Source organism: Pseudomonas sp. Pmew2 (genome assembly GCF_058129885.1).
The window spans coordinates 3326263-3342884 of record NZ_CM176702.1; the positions used below are offsets into that span (position 1 = coordinate 3326263).

Annotated in this window: 15 protein-coding genes, 2 tRNA genes, 5 pseudogenes and 1 other annotated feature; of the genes and pseudogenes, 10 read left to right on the forward strand and 12 right to left on the reverse strand. The window is 54.4% G+C overall.

From position 1 onward, the window contains the following. Positions 1-13 precede the first annotated feature (13 nt). The 4 genes and pseudogenes from AC4ANK_RS15100 (at position 14) to AC4ANK_RS15115 (ending at position 2359) form a co-directional block, all read left to right on the forward strand. A complete protein-coding gene (locus AC4ANK_RS15100; RefSeq protein ID WP_015062535.1) occupies positions 14-295 on the forward strand; it encodes a hypothetical protein in 282 nt (93 codons plus the stop codon). Next, a complete protein-coding gene (locus tag AC4ANK_RS15105) occupies positions 276-1505 on the forward strand; it encodes an IS91 family transposase (protein ID WP_460385061.1) in 1230 nt (409 codons plus the stop codon). Before AC4ANK_RS15100 ends, AC4ANK_RS15105 begins: the two co-directional genes overlap by 20 nt. Positions 1506-1674: 169 nt before the next feature. Then, positions 1675-2106: pseudogene (locus AC4ANK_RS15110) on the forward strand (DNA topoisomerase IB); the annotation flags it as partial. 167 nt (positions 2107-2273) lie between these two features. Next, a tRNA-Leu gene (locus AC4ANK_RS15115) sits at positions 2274-2359 on the forward strand. A gap of 316 nt (positions 2360-2675) precedes the next feature. Here AC4ANK_RS15115 and AC4ANK_RS15120 read toward each other — a convergent pair. From AC4ANK_RS15120 to AC4ANK_RS15135, 4 genes and pseudogenes are all read right to left on the reverse strand, one after another. Beyond that, positions 2676-3300 (reverse strand): annotated as a pseudogene (locus tag AC4ANK_RS15120) (DUF2625 domain-containing protein). A 223-nt stretch (positions 3301-3523) separates the two neighbouring features. After that, positions 3524-4746 (reverse strand): IS3-like element IS51 family transposase gene (locus tag AC4ANK_RS15125; RefSeq protein ID WP_095178853.1). Its coding sequence is split into 2 segments (ribosomal slippage): positions 3524-4461 and positions 4461-4746, totalling 1224 coding nucleotides; the frame shifts between segments, so codons are not numbered across the junction. After that, positions 4352-4468: a sequence feature (AL1L pseudoknot), on the reverse strand. It overlaps the preceding gene by 117 nt. A gap of 466 nt (positions 4747-5212) precedes the next feature. Beyond that, complete coding sequence (locus tag AC4ANK_RS15130) at positions 5213-5428, reverse strand: recombination protein NinG (RefSeq protein WP_031599121.1); 216 nt, start codon at positions 5426-5428, stop codon at positions 5213-5215. A gap of 160 nt (positions 5429-5588) precedes the next feature. After that, positions 5589-5777 carry a hypothetical protein gene (locus AC4ANK_RS15135; protein WP_080394808.1) on the reverse strand — a complete coding sequence of 63 codons (189 nt, stop codon included), beginning with the start codon at positions 5775-5777 and terminating at the stop codon, positions 5589-5591. Positions 5778-6089: 312 nt separating this feature from the next. On the opposite strand from AC4ANK_RS15135, the gene AC4ANK_RS15140 reads away from it, so the two are divergent. Together AC4ANK_RS15140 and AC4ANK_RS15145 are read left to right on the forward strand one after the other, a co-directional pair. Then, positions 6090-7070 (forward strand): IS5 family transposase, encoded by a 981-nt coding sequence (locus AC4ANK_RS15140; RefSeq protein ID WP_044424202.1) that lies wholly within the window; start codon positions 6090-6092, stop codon positions 7068-7070. A 440-nt stretch (positions 7071-7510) separates the two neighbouring features. Further along, positions 7511-8266, forward strand: a complete 756-nt coding sequence (locus tag AC4ANK_RS15145) for a radical SAM protein (RefSeq protein ID WP_460385067.1) — start codon at positions 7511-7513, stop codon at positions 8264-8266. A gap of 19 nt (positions 8267-8285) precedes the next feature. Here the strand turns inward: AC4ANK_RS15145 and AC4ANK_RS15150 are convergent. Further along, positions 8286-8630, reverse strand: a pseudogene (locus AC4ANK_RS15150) (tail fiber domain-containing protein); the annotation flags it as partial. A gap of 133 nt (positions 8631-8763) precedes the next feature. Here AC4ANK_RS15150 and AC4ANK_RS15155 point away from each other — a divergent pair. After that, complete coding sequence (locus AC4ANK_RS15155) at positions 8764-9039, forward strand: hypothetical protein (RefSeq protein WP_031597089.1); 276 nt, start codon at positions 8764-8766, stop codon at positions 9037-9039. 141 nt (positions 9040-9180) lie between these two features. Here AC4ANK_RS15155 and AC4ANK_RS15160 read toward each other — a convergent pair whose 3' ends face one another. The 3 genes and pseudogenes from AC4ANK_RS15160 to AC4ANK_RS15170 all read right to left on the reverse strand — a co-directional run. After that, positions 9181-9942 carry a lytic polysaccharide monooxygenase auxiliary activity family 9 protein gene (locus tag AC4ANK_RS15160; RefSeq protein WP_031597092.1) on the reverse strand — a complete coding sequence of 254 codons (762 nt, stop codon included), beginning with the start codon at positions 9940-9942 and terminating at the stop codon, positions 9181-9183. Positions 9943-10086: 144 nt separating this feature from the next. Beyond that, positions 10087-10473 carry a VOC family protein gene (locus AC4ANK_RS15165; protein WP_002553400.1) on the reverse strand — a complete coding sequence of 129 codons (387 nt, stop codon included), beginning with the start codon at positions 10471-10473 and terminating at the stop codon, positions 10087-10089. A 1-nt stretch (position 10474) separates the two neighbouring features. Beyond that, positions 10475-10636 (reverse strand): annotated as a pseudogene (locus tag AC4ANK_RS15170) (2OG-Fe(II) oxygenase family protein); the annotation flags it as partial. 84 nt (positions 10637-10720) lie between these two features. Between AC4ANK_RS15170 and AC4ANK_RS15175 the strand changes: the two are divergent. Next, positions 10721-11002 carry a hypothetical protein gene (locus tag AC4ANK_RS15175; RefSeq protein WP_460384945.1) on the forward strand — a complete coding sequence of 94 codons (282 nt, stop codon included), beginning with the start codon at positions 10721-10723 and terminating at the stop codon, positions 11000-11002. Continuing rightward, on the forward strand, positions 10983-12212 hold the full coding sequence (locus AC4ANK_RS15180) for an IS91 family transposase (protein ID WP_460382827.1): 1230 nt from the start codon (positions 10983-10985) through the stop codon (positions 12210-12212). The genes AC4ANK_RS15175 and AC4ANK_RS15180 overlap by 20 nt, the downstream gene beginning before the upstream one ends. Before the next feature lie 168 nt (positions 12213-12380). Here the strand turns inward: AC4ANK_RS15180 and AC4ANK_RS15185 are convergent. Continuing rightward, positions 12381-13073, reverse strand: a pseudogene (locus tag AC4ANK_RS15185) (isopenicillin N synthase family dioxygenase); the annotation flags it as partial. A gap of 212 nt (positions 13074-13285) precedes the next feature. Next, a complete protein-coding gene (locus tag AC4ANK_RS15190) occupies positions 13286-13939 on the reverse strand; it encodes a cysteine hydrolase family protein (RefSeq protein ID WP_002553398.1) in 654 nt (217 codons plus the stop codon). 193 nt (positions 13940-14132) lie between these two features. Between AC4ANK_RS15190 and AC4ANK_RS15195 the strand changes: the two genes are divergently transcribed. Next, positions 14133-14510, forward strand: coding sequence for a YceK/YidQ family lipoprotein (locus tag AC4ANK_RS15195; protein ID WP_031597096.1), 378 nt, complete (start codon positions 14133-14135; stop codon positions 14508-14510). Positions 14511-14595: 85 nt separating this feature from the next. Here AC4ANK_RS15195 and AC4ANK_RS15200 read toward each other — a convergent pair. Together AC4ANK_RS15200 and AC4ANK_RS15205 are read right to left on the reverse strand one after the other, a co-directional pair. After that, a tRNA-Cys gene (locus AC4ANK_RS15200) sits at positions 14596-14669 on the reverse strand. 200 nt (positions 14670-14869) lie between these two features. Beyond that, entirely contained in the window at positions 14870-16609 is a 1740-nt protein-coding gene (locus AC4ANK_RS15205) for a tannase/feruloyl esterase family alpha/beta hydrolase (protein WP_002553396.1), read from the reverse strand. Between the last annotated feature and the right edge of the window lie 13 nt (positions 16610-16622).

A 16622-nucleotide genomic window follows, 5' to 3' on the forward strand; every position in this document is an offset into this window, starting at 1 on the left:
CACAGGCTTACACATGGCGTCAGAGACAAAAAAACGTAAACGGGCAAGCCGGGCAAAAGCCAAGGCAAAGCAGACCCGTCTCCAACGCGCCGGGCATACCACCTTCGTTCCCGATACCGAATTTTTCTTCGATGTCGATCCTTTGGGTGATGTCGATCTTTGTAGTTGCTGCCAGACAGCGTATCTGAACGACAGGTTTCCCGACGCTTCTTGCGTAAGCGTTTCGATGAGAGAAGGGCCAGGCGGATTCGCCATCACCGCCGTCATTCACCACGATGAGGAGCCATCCTGCTGACGTGGCCTCTGCACCGCCTGCTTACAAACCTCGACCGCTCAAAAACCTCTTCACGGCCAACGGCTGCTGGGCAGATTTGCTGGAAGCCGGCGGTCTGCGCCAAATCGAAGTGGAGTCGATCAGCAAAATGCTCGCCTGCGGCACCTCGATACTGGGCGTCAAACACTACACCTGTGGCAATGAGCATTGCCCACACGTCAAATACCTGTGCAACACCTGCCATTGCCGGGCCTGTCCTTCCTGCGGCAAAAAGGCCACCGACCAGTGGATCGCCGTGCAAAACAACCGTCTGCCCGACTGCCCCTGGCAGCATCTGGTGTTCACGCTGCCCGACACGCTGTGGTCCCTGTTCTTCTACAACCGCTGGCTGCTCGATGCGCTGTTTCGTCTGGCGGCCGATAACCTGATCTACACCGCCAAGCGGCGCGGTTTGCGCGTCGGGATTTTCGGTGCGCTGCACACCTATGGCCGGCGGCTCAACTGGCATCCCCACGTCCACCTGTCGGTGACCGCGGGCGGCCTGGATGAGCAGGGCGTCTGGAAAAATCTGTCGTTCCACAAAGAGGCCCTGCGGCGGCGCTGGATGTGGCTGGTGCGCGATTACCTGCTGGGACAGCCGCTTTCGCAATTGACGATGCCGCCGCAGCTGGCCCACATCCACTGTGAAAGCGACTGGCGCCGTCTGATACTGACCGCTGGTGGCCAGCACTGGCACATCCACTTGTCGAAGAAGACGAAAAACGGCCGAAAGACCGTCAATTACCTGGGCCGCTACCTGAAAAAACCGCCCATCTCGGGCAGCCGATTGGCCCATTACACCTGCGGGGCCACGTTGAGCTTTACCTACCTGGATCACCGCACGCAGACCTATCAGCAGGAAACGCTGAGCCAGGCCGACATGCTGCGCCGGGTGGTGCAGCACATCCCGGAAAAGCATTTCCGGATGATCCGGTATTTTGGTTTTCTGGCCAATCGGGTGTGTGGGAAATACCTGCCGAAGGTCTATGAAGCATTGAAGATGGCGACGCCAGGACCGACACCGAAGCTGTATTTTGTGCAGATGGCCAAAGCCTTTCTAAACGTCGATCCGTTCCGCTGCGTGCTGTGTGGCGCGCGGATGGTCTACACGGCGGCAATCAGCGGGCTGACGGTGCAGGGACTGGTCCTCAACGCTCAGGCAATCGCGCAGATGAGGTACGTGAAGCCCTGACAGGGGGAAGGTGCGTCCGCACCTAGGCTCAGCGGTAAAATAAACTGTGTTAATGCGGATTTATAGGGATTTTCACTGCATAAGTAACGCATCAGCGTCTTCCTACGCATCGCTATGAAGGCATGACGCCTCCTTCACAGCGTCAGGTTCATGCATAGGCATTTTGAAATTCCTATGCATGGACGAAGATGGCGTGCGCCATGCGGTGACGTCATCCGATATCAACGCCTACCTGCAAAGCCTTACCGGCTCGGATTTCACCGCCAAGGATTACCGGACCTGGGCAGCGAGTGCGCTGGCGCTCGCGACGTTGCAGAAACTGCATTGGGAGCCGGAGGCCGACGCCAAGCGGCACATCGTCGATATGGTCAAGGCGGTCTCGAAACAACTGGGAAACACCCCTGCCATCTGCCGAAAATGCTACATCCACCCCGCAGTACTGGAAGGCTTCCTGCTCGGCAACCTGGCCAAACTCCCCCGCTCCCGGCAACGCAAAGGCCTGCGCCTGGAGGAAGTCGCCCTGGCGAGCTACCTGCGAATACTGGCTGACAAGGTCGAGGCTGTAGTGAACGATGCGGTGGTGAAAGAGAGCAAAGCCTGAGCCGTCTGAACGCTGCAAGTCAGCCTTTGCTCCAATAAAATTTCGTAGCCTCATGATTTACCAAGCATTTCCGGCAGGCAAAAAAGCGGCATTCCGAGTCATTTGTGACGCTTTCAAGCTTGCTTCATGGGGGCCGGGTGTATATATTCCCTGCTCTTGGCGCTACCGCCCCGATGGCGAAATTGGTAGACGCAAGGGACTTAAAATCCCTCGTCCTTTGGACGTGCCGGTTCGACCCCGGCTCGGGGCACCACATATATGAAGGGCTTACTGGGCATTTTGCTGGGTAGGCCCTTTTTGTTTTGTTCCGCAAAAACAGTCGTGGTCCGCAATTCTTGTTTCAATCCTCCGGCGGCCTTCAGCCCACCGACCACACCTCCAGATCTGAAGCACTCGACCGCTGAATGCTGTCACAGCGATTGGGGGTCGCTCTGCGCACGTCAAATACGCCAAAGAAAGCTCCATCGACCTTGACCCCGAACAGAAGACAGCGATGAAGAAGGATCAACCACGCAGTAGCCTTAATGAAAGCGGCGCAGAACATTATTTGTCCAGTTGAACACGGCAGTTTACAAGCGAGACAGATCGACGTTCATTTCAAACTGCTTGATGACATCAATCATTGCCCGGCTGCTTCTATCGATCGAGCCGTCCTGTGTCCAAAGAAACGGAAAGAACGAGAAGCATTGGTCTGAGCCAAGCGTTCTCAAGTCGTTACGCCAGCCTTCCCATCGCAATCCGTCGTAAAAAATAACAATTCGGTCACTCAAAGCCCAGCTTAGAAAGTCCGTATAGCCAATTTCCAACTGTTCCCACTTCAACGTATCTGGCGCCCAGTAATACATCTTCGCCCAAGCCACCGCCATTGATAGCAAAGAACCCGCCGACGACATCGTCGGCAACAAGCAAGCAACCGTCTGCGCGACCTTCGTTCCAGTCAGCGAGATTTCGAGGCAATAGTGGATGGCCGGAACCCAAGACACGAAGCCAGCCGTGATCGATCAATAGCCCGCCCGTGTGGTAAGCAATGGTGCCCAGCGTTGATCTGGTTGTCACCTGAAGACGGGTGAGAACTCTCGAACTTTCGGCGGACGAAGGCAGCAATTGATGATTCACAGATGCGTCTGCCAGCATTTTCTCAACTAGAGGTAATGCAGGTTCCCGATGGTCTACAAGGTCTTTCAATTCTTTCATTGCTGATCCATGAGAACAGTAAACGTGGTATTTATGATGACTGTGTTCAGTCACTGATAGTGAGCCGGGGCCTGCGGGAAAACTGGTACACATCCAAGGTGCTGAATTCCAAATAGACAGAGTAACCATCGCCGTTACAAGTCGCACCCCTCCCGCTACGCAAGGAGCGACCATGCCACAATACTGAACCGCCCCGGGTTTCTCGGAGACCCTTTTGTTTGAGTCATGCCACCTGGGCAGACTCGGTGAGTTGCTGATAATAGATTGCTTCTGCTTCGACCGGTGGAATATGACCGATTGGCTCCAGCAGGCGGCGGTGATTGAACCAGTCCACCCATTTCAGGGTTTCCAGCTCCACCGCCCCCCGTGTGGGCCAAGAGCGTCGATGAATCACTTCAGCCTTGTAAAGACCATTGATGGTCTCAGCCAAAGCATTGTCGTAAGAGTCACCGACACTCCCGACCGATGGCTCAATACCGGCTTCGACAAGACGCTCGGTATAGCGAATGGACACGTACTGCACGCCACGGTCACTGTGGTGAATGAGTCCACCCTGCTTGACTGGGCGACGGGCGTAAAGGGCTTGCTCCAGTGCATCGAGTACAAAATCGGTACGCGCTGAACTGGACACCTTCCAACCGACGATGAATCGGGCAAAGACATCAATGATGAAGGCCACGTAAACAAAACCCTGCCAGGTACTGACGTAGGTAAAGTCCGATACCCATAGGGCGTTCGGGCACTCAGCCACAAACTGACGGTTGACATGATCCTGCGGGCACGGCCTGGCTTGGTCGCTGACCGTCGTCTTGACGGGCTTGCCGCGTACCACGCCTTGCAGGCCCAGCTCTCCCATCAGACGTTGCACCGTACAGCGGGCGACTTGCAGTCCGTCACGCAGCAATTGTCGCCAGACCTTGCGCACGCCATATACCTGGAAGTGCTCATCCCAGACTCGCTGGATGTGCTCACCCAGTTCCTGGTCACGCTGCGCACGCGCTGACTGCTGGCTGGGGTCAGCCTGCTGAGCAGCGTACCGGTAGTACGTCGACGGGGCGATTGGCAACACCTTGCAAATCGGCTCGACCCCGTAAGACTGGCGGTTTTCATCAATAAACGTCTTCATCGTTTGAATGGGCGGTCGAGCTCCGCCTGGGCAAAATAGGCTGAGGCCTTACGCAAGATCTCGTTAGCTTGACGCAACTGACGGTTCTCACGCTCCAAGAGCTTGACTCGCTCACGTTCGACTGTGCTCAGCCCATCACGCTGGCCGCTGTTGCGCTCAGATTGGCGAACCCACAGCCGTAATGTCTCGGGCGTGCAGCCGATCTTGGGGGCAATGGCACTGATGGTGGCCCACTGCGACTCGTACTCAGGAAGGTGTTCGAAAACCATCCTGATGGCCCGCTCACGGACCTCTGGGGAATACTTCGGTAGTTTTTTCATCGCTCCATCCTCTCAAAGGTTGGAGTCTCCGAGAAACCCGGGGCGGTTCAATACACCTCGCCCGGCCCAGTCCAAATAGGCCCAGCTATCAGCACCCGGCTTAGGGTCCAACGCCTGACAGTGGTTGACACATCCACAGTTACTGCAAAGTAGGGTCCTCAACGTTTTTTCACCCCCCGACGTAATTGCCCTGAGCAATGTCACTCCTTCGAGCTTGAATGATTGACCGGTGCCAGTATTAACAGCGGATCAGAAAGCATATGGGGTTAGCGCATGGCAGACTTCCAGGCGGCGCTGAAGCCTCTTACGAAGGAACGAGCTCTTTTAGCGGTAAAGATGAGTCCCTACCAAAAGCAAACCTGACCTACTGAACACTCGGCTTCTTAACAAGCATCCTCACCAGCCCACCAGACTGGTAAGCGCGAGCAGCGGCCTCTTTACGAATCAGGCGTTCCGATTCAGTTGTTCATTCAGCATGGAGACGATGCCGATATGGCTCACAGCAGATGCACGGCAGATTCATGTACCTCTCACGAATGACGGCGTTGAATCCGGTTTGAGCATCTCTTATGAAGTCCGCCCCGCTCTTCAGCTTCTGCTTGAAGATTTTGAGATCTCGTGGCTCTAGGTCGGCAATTGCGTTTCGCGCCGTGTCTCTGTTCGCCGGCACGATCGCAAGCATGCAACCCGGGCCGCCGCCCCCCCACTGATGACGACGTTACAAATGCGAGGCACACGCTGGACTCATGCTCTTCCTCTTGGAAATGTTCAGGTTTGAAAGCATCATCTCCAGCCCCCTACTCAGTTGCCAGGCGCGGTCGTACAGATCCCGGATCTACTGCCTACTTTTCCCTGAATACTCTTGTGCAGATTCGATCGACAACAAATGCCATAGCGATCATCCAGCCGACGAAAAATACTGTCCGTGTGCCGTGATCTATTCCAGGTATCTCAAACCCAAGCCACGCACCTGCAAACATCAGAGGCACAAACAAAACAAGGGCAAGCAATCGTTCTAAAAGCCTGTTCACACTTGAAACTCCACATAAAAAGCGTGAGTCAGTTTAAGCCTTTTCATGTTGCCAGAGCCCAAGGCGCTGACTTCTCGCCCTCGGAAATATGCAAGGCTGCCCTTTCAGTTGAAATGGGTCGTAAAACCAGAACCATGAAGACGGTTCAGCAAAATCCACCTGAGATAGCCTATCGACGGGACGATGGCGACCGTTTCAGGTATCGCTGCAAACTGGAGAGTGAGCGAGTCATTTGGAGAACATCCCTTTAGGGAATCTCCGAACAAGTCCCGGTTATGCGAAAATCGCCTGACCACCTGATCCGAGCCTCCCATGAGCCAGATGAGCTTTTCCGATTTCGAATATGCCAGCAAGCGCAAGCAGACACGCCGCGAACGCTTCCTCGCCGAGATGGATCAGGTCGTCCCCTGGACAGGTCTGCTGGGCCTGATCGAACCGTTCTACCCCAAGGCCGGCGGTGGCAGAAAACCTTATCCGCTGGAAACCATGCTGCGCATTCACCTGCTGCAGAACTGGTTCTCCCTGAGTGATCCGGCCATGGAAGAAGCGCTCTACGAAATCACCCCCATGCGCCAGTTTGCACGCCTGACGTTGAGTGCGCCGATACCGGAAGACACCACGATCATGAACTTCCGGCACCTGCTGGAGAAACATCAACTGGCTCCTGCAATCCTCGCGGTCATCAACGGTTATTTGCAGGAAAAAGGCCTGTCGCTGCGCCAGGGCACCATCGTCGATGCCACCATTATTCATGCCCCAAGCTCGACCAAGAACAAAGACGGCGAGCGTGATCCCGAGATGCATCAGACAAAGAAGGGTAACCAGTATTTCTTCGGTATGAAGGCCCACATCGGCGCTGACGTTGAGTCTGGACTGGTTCATCACGTCCATGGCACTGCGGCCAATGTGGCCGATGTCACTCAAGTCGCCGAACTGCTCCACGGGGAAGAAAACGCGGTCTATGCGGACGCTGGCTACACCGGTGTCGAGAAGCGTGAAGAGCACGAAAATCGTAACGTGATCTGGCAAATCGCGGCGCGGCGCAGCACGTATTCCAAGCTGAACAAACGCAGCCTGTTGTACAAAGCCAAGCGCAAGATCGAGTACTGCAAAGCGCAGACACGCGCCAAGGTCGAGCATCCGTTTCGGGTCATCAAGCGCCAGTTTGGTTACGTGAAAGTACGCTTTCGTGGGCTGATGAAAAACACGGCCCAACTGACCACGCTGTTCGCCCTGTCGAACCTGTGGATGGCTCGAAAGCGACTAATGGGTTTGGGTGAGTTGCGCGCTTAACACGGAAAACCGAGCGAAAAACGCGCTCGACTCACACTGCATCAGACCGTTTTCAGAAAAATAGCGCTATGTGCCTGGCAAATTACGGCTTGCCACCGCTGCGCGGCAAGTTGATCGGAGCATCCTTAAGAATAGTTAAATGGTGCCTAGGATTGATGAGCGGTTTTAGCCTCCCAGAAAACGAATGAAATAGGATTTTGTTGCATTTTCGGAGCACTAAACTAGTATTAGTGTTTCGCCGACCGAAAGACTGGCGACCACGAGGAGCTAGATATGCCGTGCAGAATATTGCGTTCACTATACCTCAGAGCTAATGGCGAAATACCATGCGATGACGATTTCGGTGAACAAATGAATTTGGGCTGGGTGCAAAAGAACGCGAAGTTCTCTCCATCGGAGATATTCTCCAATGAAAAGTATCAAGCCATCGAAGATGGCATTTGTATCAGGGGGCATGCCATGGGGACGCAATTTGTAATCACTGCGCACTTAATCGCCCAACAGACCCTGTAGACAATCATCTTCGAGCCAAGGTTATTTCTTACTTTCAAATAGAAACGACCTTAGCCTGCGGGTTAGGTTGCCCCGGCTGCTCTAGAAGCAAGCAAATACGTCTTCGGCCAGGCCCCCACACCCTTGACATGAGCCGCCTAAAAAACCTAGTCGATGGTCTTACTTCCGAGGGCTACGCTGTACATAATATTGAATATTGCGGACAAGGCGAACCATTGGATCACCCCAATTTCAAAGGCATAGTACGGACAACAAGAGAGGCATATCCATCCGCCAAACAGCGCTTGATAACAAATGGAAACCATGATTTCGCAGAAAAAGTCCACGGAGAATTTATAGATGAGATCATAGTTTCAATAGATGGCGCGCATCAGTCAAGTTACGAAAAGTACAGAATAGGAGAAAGCTTTGAAAAGGCTTTAAAATTCACTAAAGACGCTAAATCTTTAAACCCCCTCCAAAATGTTATTTGGAAATACATTTTATTTGAGCACAATGACTCCGAACAGGAAATCGAGTACGCGGAGAAACTGGCACAAACCATAGGAGTTGATAGATTACAGTTCGTTAGAACTCACAGCATCGGAAAATCATTGAATTGGGAAAACAAGGTACTTCCACTAAGATGGGTGGGTTCTGTAGACACCTCAACTCCATTAGTTGAACTGCAAAGCGCTCAGTAAGCTAGGTAGAATCTATTTATTAGCTGCCCTGCGAATAAGCCTCTCGCAGGCTCGCTACTTCAGCCCGCAATTCTTTTACGGCCCCCATGAGATAGGTGATCAGTGCCATCGGGTAGAGCTGTTGAATACGTGGATTGCCATTCTCGTCCGCACCGTCTTTCTCCCTGGATACGGCAAGAGGGTTAACTGCCGGCGCCTCATGCGCGATCAAACCTTGGAATACCGTATCGCCACCTTTGAAAAAGTCGCCAAGTTTTTTGCGCTGATAGGTAACAATACGATAGGCGCCAATTCGGTCAAGGAAGGATTCCGGGGTGAAGTCCTTGATGTACTTCTTGATCCGATAATCAGACGTAAACAGGGTGGAGCGGTTGCCGCATGCTACATCGGTAGGAGATTACGAAGCCTCGTTGCCGTGGAACCGCTCGTCAGAGATACCTCGCTAAACCCAATCCTCATTTTTGCTAGGCGGGGTTTGTGGCGCGGATACAGCTGAAATGGGTCGTAAAACCAAAACCATGAAAACGGTTCAGCAAAATCCACCTGAGATAGCCTATCGACGGGACGATGGCGACAGTTTCAGGTATCGCTGCAAACTGGAGGGTGAGCGAGTCACTTGGAGAACATTCCTGAGTGATACCGGCGAATGGGGTCGCTGGCGTCAGCAATATTCCCAAGGGGATGCGATGACAACCTACCGCGTCTCGAATGGGAAGCTGACGATCATGAACGACCAGGCAGACACTGAAACATTCAGGAAAAGTGATTTTTGATCAGTCAATGCAGATGCAAAAAAGCCCGGCGCTGAGGCCGGGCCTTCTGATCACCCATTCCTTATCTGCGCAGACTTTGCAGAATAAGCGAGGGCGACGTCTCGCTGGACACTTGCACCCTTACCCTTCACTTCCGTCACCTCACTCTTCAGACTCGGACGCATCAAATTCGACATCAAACGCCTGATAAAAAGCTTTATCGGTTTCGGCGATGATCCAGGCAAGAAGAATGACATGGTGCCCGGACTTATCACTCGGCAGCGTTGCTGATGTAATATCTTTCGGCTGAAGCTCAGTATGATATTGATCGGCAGGAGCCAGATCAGAAATATCACTCCACATCAGCCCATCTTGAGAATCGATTTTGAAATGCTTATCAGCGACATAGTTCTTCCCCTTGAAGTCTTCTCGGGTGATGGGTGTAGTTTCATCCCATCCGTCTTTGGTAATAAACCAACGGTAACCACGTGTCAAATGTTTAGCAGCATAGAACCATGTCACCTTAAACTCTTCTCCGCGCTTGACGCTCAAGCGAGGCCACGCCTCATCTTGCTGACCCGGGTTTTGTTTTTTTATTTCTTCAACAATACCGTTATCAGTAAGATTTACGAATCTCCGGTTATCAGTTTGCCCGCCACTCAGTATAAATCCGTCTGCTGGTGGTTTAGCAGCCGAAGCAGGATCAAACTTAGGTTCATCGACACCAGGGAAGTCGTGTGCAAGACCAGGTTCCAGGTCGGGAAAGTTTTTGCCACCTTCCATAGCGACCACTTCCCATTCCAGCAATAGGCCTTTTTTTATGGCATAAGAACCACGGGATTCAGGATTGGTTACCCTACCGTGCCTGGGTTGCTTACTATCAGATTCACTCATTTCCATATCCTCAATTGTTGAATCAGGCATGCCTTGCCTGTTGCACAATTGAAGACCTGCTTCCATGGGCCGGATAGCTAGCAGTACAGCCAGTAGATTTTTCTGTGAAAACCTGAAACGTGAGGGCTGGTGAACTGCCCAACCCGCCACCTTTGTTGTACGTGCCCGCAGCACTTAAAGCATGAAGTTAATCCGAAATATATTCCCCTCGGGGTCCAGCAAAACCGCCTGATACCAATGGTAATACGTCAGATACGGCGCCTTGATCAATCGCGCACCCAGCGCCACTGCTTGAGGCACCAACCTGTCCACCTCGGATTGCTCATCGACATCAATGTTGAGGAGAAACCGGCAACCGGTGCTACCAGTAAACTCATCCAGCCCCAACAATTCGTAGGCATCGAGTGCATTGAAACCGATGCAGGATTTGCCTGTATCCAGCCCACGAAAAATAGGCGACCTGATGGCCTCTATTTCACTGAAGCCGAACAGCTTCGAGTAAAAACCGCTTAAACCGATGATGTCCTGCGCGAACACGTTGACGTATGAAAGTGTGCTCATATCAGGCTACCTTGCTGCCGCCGAAGGTCGTCTGTTTGACGAACTTGGCCAGCAAGTGATCGCCCGAAGTCACCGGCGCGTGCCGTGGCGTGGTGCCAGGCGGCAGGCAACCGGGCAGGCACTCGATCAAGGTGTCATAGTTGGGTTGATGGAAGAACTGGGCAGCCTGCGGCTGCAAATTGTGGGATTTTGAAATCGGTTATCATAGCCAAAATTGAGTCGATCCCTCCTCAGCACAGGCTTACACATGGCGTCAGAGACAAAAAAACGTAAACGGGCAAGCCGGGCAAAAGCCAAGGCAAAGCAGACCCGTCTCCAACGCGCCGGGCATACCACCTTCGTTCCCGATACCGACTTTTCCTTCGATGTCGATCCTTTGGGTGATGTCGATCTTTGTAGTTGCTGCCAGACAGCGTATCTGAACGACAGGTTTCCCGACGCTTCTTGCGTAAGCGTTTCGATGAGAGAAGGGCCAGGCGGATTCGCCATCACCGCCGTCATTCACCACGATGAGGAGCCATCCTGCTGACGTGGCCTCTGCACCGCCTGCTTACAAACCTCGACCGCTCAAAAACCTCTTCACGGCCAACGGCTGCTGGGCAGATTTGCTGGAAGCCGGCGGTCTGCGCCAAATCGAAGTGGAGTCGATCAGCAAAATGCTCGCCTGCGGCACCTCGATACTGGGCGTCAAACACTACACCTGTGGCAATGAGCATTGCCCACACGTCAAATACCTGTGCAACACCTGCCATTGCCGGGCCTGTCCTTCCTGCGGCAAAAAGGCCACCGACCAGTGGATCGCCGTGCAAAACAACCGTCTGCCCGACTGCCCCTGGCAGCATCTGGTGTTCACGCTGCCCGACACGCTGTGGTCCCTGTTCTTCTACAACCGCTGGCTGCTCGATGCGCTGTTTCGTCTGGCGGCCGATAACCTGATCTACACCGCCAAGCGGCGCGGTTTGCGCGTCGGGATTTTCGGTGCGCTGCACACCTATGGCCGGCGGCTCAACTGGCATCCCCACGTCCACCTGTCGGTGACCGCGGGCGGCCTGGATGAGCAGGGCGTCTGGAAAAATCTGTCGTTCCACAAAGAGGCCCTGCGGCGGCGCTGGATGTGGCTGGTGCGCGATTACCTGCTGGGACAGCCGCTTTCGCAACTGACGATGCCGCCGCAGCTGGCCCACATCCACTGTGAAAGCGACTGGCGCCGTTTGATACTGACCGCTGGTGGCCAGCACTGGCACATCCACTTGTCGAAGAAGACGGAAAACGGCCGAAAGACCGTCAATTACCTGGGCCGCTACCTGAAAAAACCGCCGATCTCGGGCAGTCGTCTGGCGCATTACACCTGCGGGGCCACGTTGAGCTTTACCTACCTGGATCACCGCACGCAGACCTATCAGCAGGAAACGCTGAGCCAGGCCGACATGCTGCGCCGGGTGGTCCAGCACATCCCGGAAAAGCATTTCCGGATGATCCGGTATTTTGGTTTTCTGGCCAATCGGGTGTGTGGGAAATACCTGCCGAAGGTGTATGAAGCACTGAAGATGGCGACGCCAGGACCGGTACCAAAGCTGTATTTTGCGCCGATGGCCAAAGCCTTTCTAAACGTCGATCCGTTCCGCTGCGTGCTGTGTGGCGCGCGGATGGTATACACGGCAGCGATCAGCGGGCTGACGGTGCAGGGACTGGTCCTCAACGCTCAGGCGATCGCGCAGATGAGGTACGTGAAGCCCTGACAGGGGGAAGGTGCGTCCGCACCTAGGCTCAGCGGTAAAATAAACTGTGTTAATGCGGATTTATAGGGATTTTCACTGCATAAGTAACGCATCAGCGTCTTCCTACGCATCGCTATGAAGGCATGACGCCTCCTTCACAGCGTCAGGTTCATGCATAGGCATTTTGAAATTCCTATGCATCAAGCCGCCCAGTGCATTATCAGGGCGCACGATGGTCAGGCTGCCGTAGTCGGTATGCGCACTGGCGCGCAACTGGCCGGCTTCGACTTCGGTCTTGATATCCGGGTAACTCAGGCTGCGGAACATACTGATATGCCGGTCGATTCTGTCATCAAAAAAGCACTCGTCCAGTTCCAATGCCAAGGCAAACAGGCGCATCAACGATTGCGCCAGTTCACTCATCGCCTCGAAATAAGCTTGATACGCCTCTTTGAACCCAGGCAACAACGCTTCAGCAGGCCAGACATTCGGCGCGAAATGCGAACCTGCTTCGGCGTTGTGGTAATAATCTTCATTCGGCACGTTGCTTGGCCCGATGGAGAAGGATTCCTTCAGATCTCCCGGCGCACTTTCTTCCAGAGAATATGAAAGGCTCTCCTCGGCTATCGCGCTGTACCCACGCACCATCTCCGGGCTGGGACGATCAACCTTGCGTTTTTCCGCCAGCGGCAAATCAAAGAACTGGCGGGTCAAACCGGAGACCTTATCAATAAGTTCTTTGGGAATCTGGTGCTCGGTGATTACCAGAAACCCAATGTCCTTACACGCTTGATTGACTGCCTGCGCCACGGCTGCCTTGCCGTCCGGTTCTCCTGAAAAATAAGGGGCCAGGTTGATAATGGGCACATAGTGCAGAGTCATACGGCTGCTTCCTCTCGCTGACACGGTGCGGGAAAGTTTCACCGGCAAGGGTGAAGGTCAGCGAGACGAGAGCAGAAAGCATGCCACTGCAAGAATTCACAATTCATACAAACAGTTAGCCGTATCGACCGTTCAAGCCAGATCAAACGGTCTGAAACGGAACGCATGGTTTGAATGCGCACAGATGAAAAACGGCCCAGAACTGCGCACATTTATCTCCCGTGCGGATACGCACTTTCAATACGCCGGATGACCTCGGCGGTCGTGGTGACCTCTCCGAACTCATAGGCAATAGTTGTCAGCGATATACGCTGAACGTCTGCGGCTGAAACTGCACCAAAACCGACATCCGGGTAGTCCATTGCAGCATTGGCGTCACTCAGGGCGATAACCTTGTATTCCCGGTGCACGCCGTCCCTGATCGTGGTTTCACAACACACGTTGGTGACCGTACCGCAGACGATGATCGTATCGACATCCCGCGCGCGCAGCACCGTGTCCAGATCAGTGTTATGAAAGCCGCTGTAGAACAGCTTGTCGACAATCACATCATCCGACTGGGGCGCGAGCGCTTCGATAACCTCAACGTCCGGATCATGCCGTGCCAGTATCTGGTCCACATTCGGGTACAAATCGCGCATGCGCCCGGTGTCCGAACCATCGCCGCGCACGATATGGCGCAGATAAACCACCGTCACCTGAGCAGCCCGCGCGGCCTGCAGCAGCGTCTGGATCGGCTGGACGATATCCGCTGTACTTTTTACGTACAACGCCCCGGTAGGCTCACAAAAGACTTTTTGCATGTCTACGACGATGACCGCCGTTCTGCGCAGGCTGATCGGCCATCGGACAAGGGGTTTGCTCATCGGGTTTACCTCGGTTATGCCTGACAGGCTGGTTGGGCATGGCAAGCAATAATCGTGCTGCATGTGACAGATCAATTCCCGGCGAAACAACCATCCATTGAACACCCACGGCGATCATGCAACACCGACGGGCATGTGCCTCGCGCGCTCGCTCTGCCGTCCCAATTGCATTGAAAACACAAGGAACGTAGTCATGAAGCCAGGTTTCGTAACGCAAAAAGAGTCATGTGTGCATCATCTGAAAATTCAGTGCCTGCTATTGCTCACGCTTGCTTTGACGGGATGCGGAACAATCAACACAACGTTCAGGCCCGATTCCGTCGCAGGTGAAAAGCTCACTGACTGGAAATCAAATTGCTCCTCCATTCCGCGCGTTTACAGCGGAGTTATGCTCGATTTCTGTGAACTGAACGCAGAGCCCAAACAGAGTAGCGCTTATCAGAAGACCAATGCTCCCGAGTGGGTTTTACTGGACATGGGCTTATCAGGCGTCGTAGATACATTGCTCCTGCCTTACACGATTTATCAGCAAAACCAATACGGCTATATCAACGCAAGCCGCTTTAAATAGCGGCTGAGCTCGGTTTTCAAACCCCATCACTTTCCCGCGCCCAATAAAAAACCCCGCAGACGTTAATCTGCGGGGCTTTGAATAGTGGAGGCCGAGGTCGGAATCGAACCGGCGTAGGCGGATTTGCAATCCGCTGCATAACCATTTTGCTACTCGGCCTCAAACGAAAGATGCTTCACTTAAACATCAAACGTATTTTCATTTCGCGGGAAACCGGTATTTCTTTGGCTTCCAACCCATTGAATCTAAAGGGTTTTTTTCAATTCCTCGCTCAGGAATGGACGCAATTCTGTACTGGTTCGCATGTCATGTCAAGAACGAGGAGAAAATAATTCGCTCACTGCGCGCAGGTGTAATAGCTAATCAACCTGACGCTCCAGAGGCGCATACGGTTTGAAGAAGCCTGCCCCCATCCAGTGCGGTGTTTTTTCCGTGGTCAATGGCTGGGCGCGCTGGTAGCTGTTCGCGTTTTTCGAATAGCCTTTGTGGTCGTACTCGGCCATGAACGGGTACGGGAAGACCTTGCGGGTACGCCCGCGATTACCGACGTTTTCCTTGACCATCGATGCTGGCAGGGCTTTTGGCAGCGGTCTCTGCCGGTTGCCAGCCTTCTCGGGGCCTGCCTGTCGGGCGACAATCGCATCCGGTGCCTGGCTTTTTTCAACCCAGGCCATGATCGGCGTCAGCAGATCAACCAGGCTTGGCCCTTCCCCGCCGCCGCAGTGATAAACACCGGGCAACATATATAGCCGTGAGAACGCCTCGGTGCGTGTCTTGCCCATCTGTGCTTCGACCGCCTCGTGGTACGCCAGGGTGTTGAGCGGCGAGATGTTCGGGTCGGCCCAGCCGTGCCAGAGAATCAGCTTGCCGCCGCGGCTGGCGAATGGCGACAGGTCCGGGTTGGTGGCATCGTACAGCGCATGCAGCGGACGCAATTGATCAAAGGTTTTCTTGTCGAAGTTCAATGCGTTCAGATCGAAATCCGCGCTCGGGTTCTTCTCGAACACCACATTGCGAATGGCCTCCAGTGCAGCCGTTTCGCTGTAGACGGGCTGATCGGCGCTGACCGGTACGAATACGCCCGCCCAAGCCAGTTCCGAGCCAGGCTGCGGACCGCCCAACGTCAAATGTTCGCCACTGACAGGGTCTTTCGGCCCCTCGTAAAAACGTCTGACAGCAGCCACTTCTTCTGCGCTCAGGCAATTGGCAGTGTCGGCTGCTGTCTTGCATTGCAGTACGGCGGGGTCGAAGTGGCAGATGCGTGGGTCGGATACAAGGCCATCGATTTGCCCGTCCAGCACATCGCATTGGGCGAGTACGGCCTTGTGCAGCAGTGGCAGTCGGGAAGCGAGGAGAATCGGCTTGCCGTCTGCCCCTCGGTTGGAGCGGGCCATCCAGCCGTGGTACAGCGTTTTCTGTACCTGAAAGTTGAGCGCAGGAGCCCCGGCGATGATGCCGTCGAAATCGTCCGGGTAACGCTGGGCCTCGATCAGGGCCTCCCGGCCGCCGTCCGAGCAGCCACTGAAGTAGGCGTATTCGGCTTTGCGACCATAAAACGCAGTGATCACCTTTTTCGACGCCAGCGCGGTGAGGTGCACGCCACGGTGAGCGAAATCGGCGCGTTTTTGCGGGTCGTCGCCAAAATGGTTATCTGCCGCCTGATGCCCCATGTCGGTGGAGGCTACTGCAAATGCACCGGTATCAAGCGGCTTACAGCCATCAGCGGCGCGTACGGTCGAGTTGATGTTGCCACACAGCCCACCGCAGCCGACTTGCAGGTAGCGTTGTGCCCAAGTGCCGGTAGGCAGTTCAAGCCTGAAGTTTATCTGCGGTGCCAATCGGCCTTCCACGGCACACACTGCTACATCGTTGCGCATTGATTCACTGGCCGATAGCACACGACTGCCCTGCCCGCCGATATCGTTGAGGTCCACGCCGGTCAGCGCAGAGCACGCGCTGACCGGGTTGACCACCGCAAGCCGGGAAATGTTGTCGGCAGTTGCAGAGGACGGCGTACGAGCCTGGGCTGGCGTCTGAATGATAAGTGAAGTGACCAGCAGCGACAGAGCGCGGACGTACTTCGGCTGGGAGGGTTTCATGAGAACTCCTGTT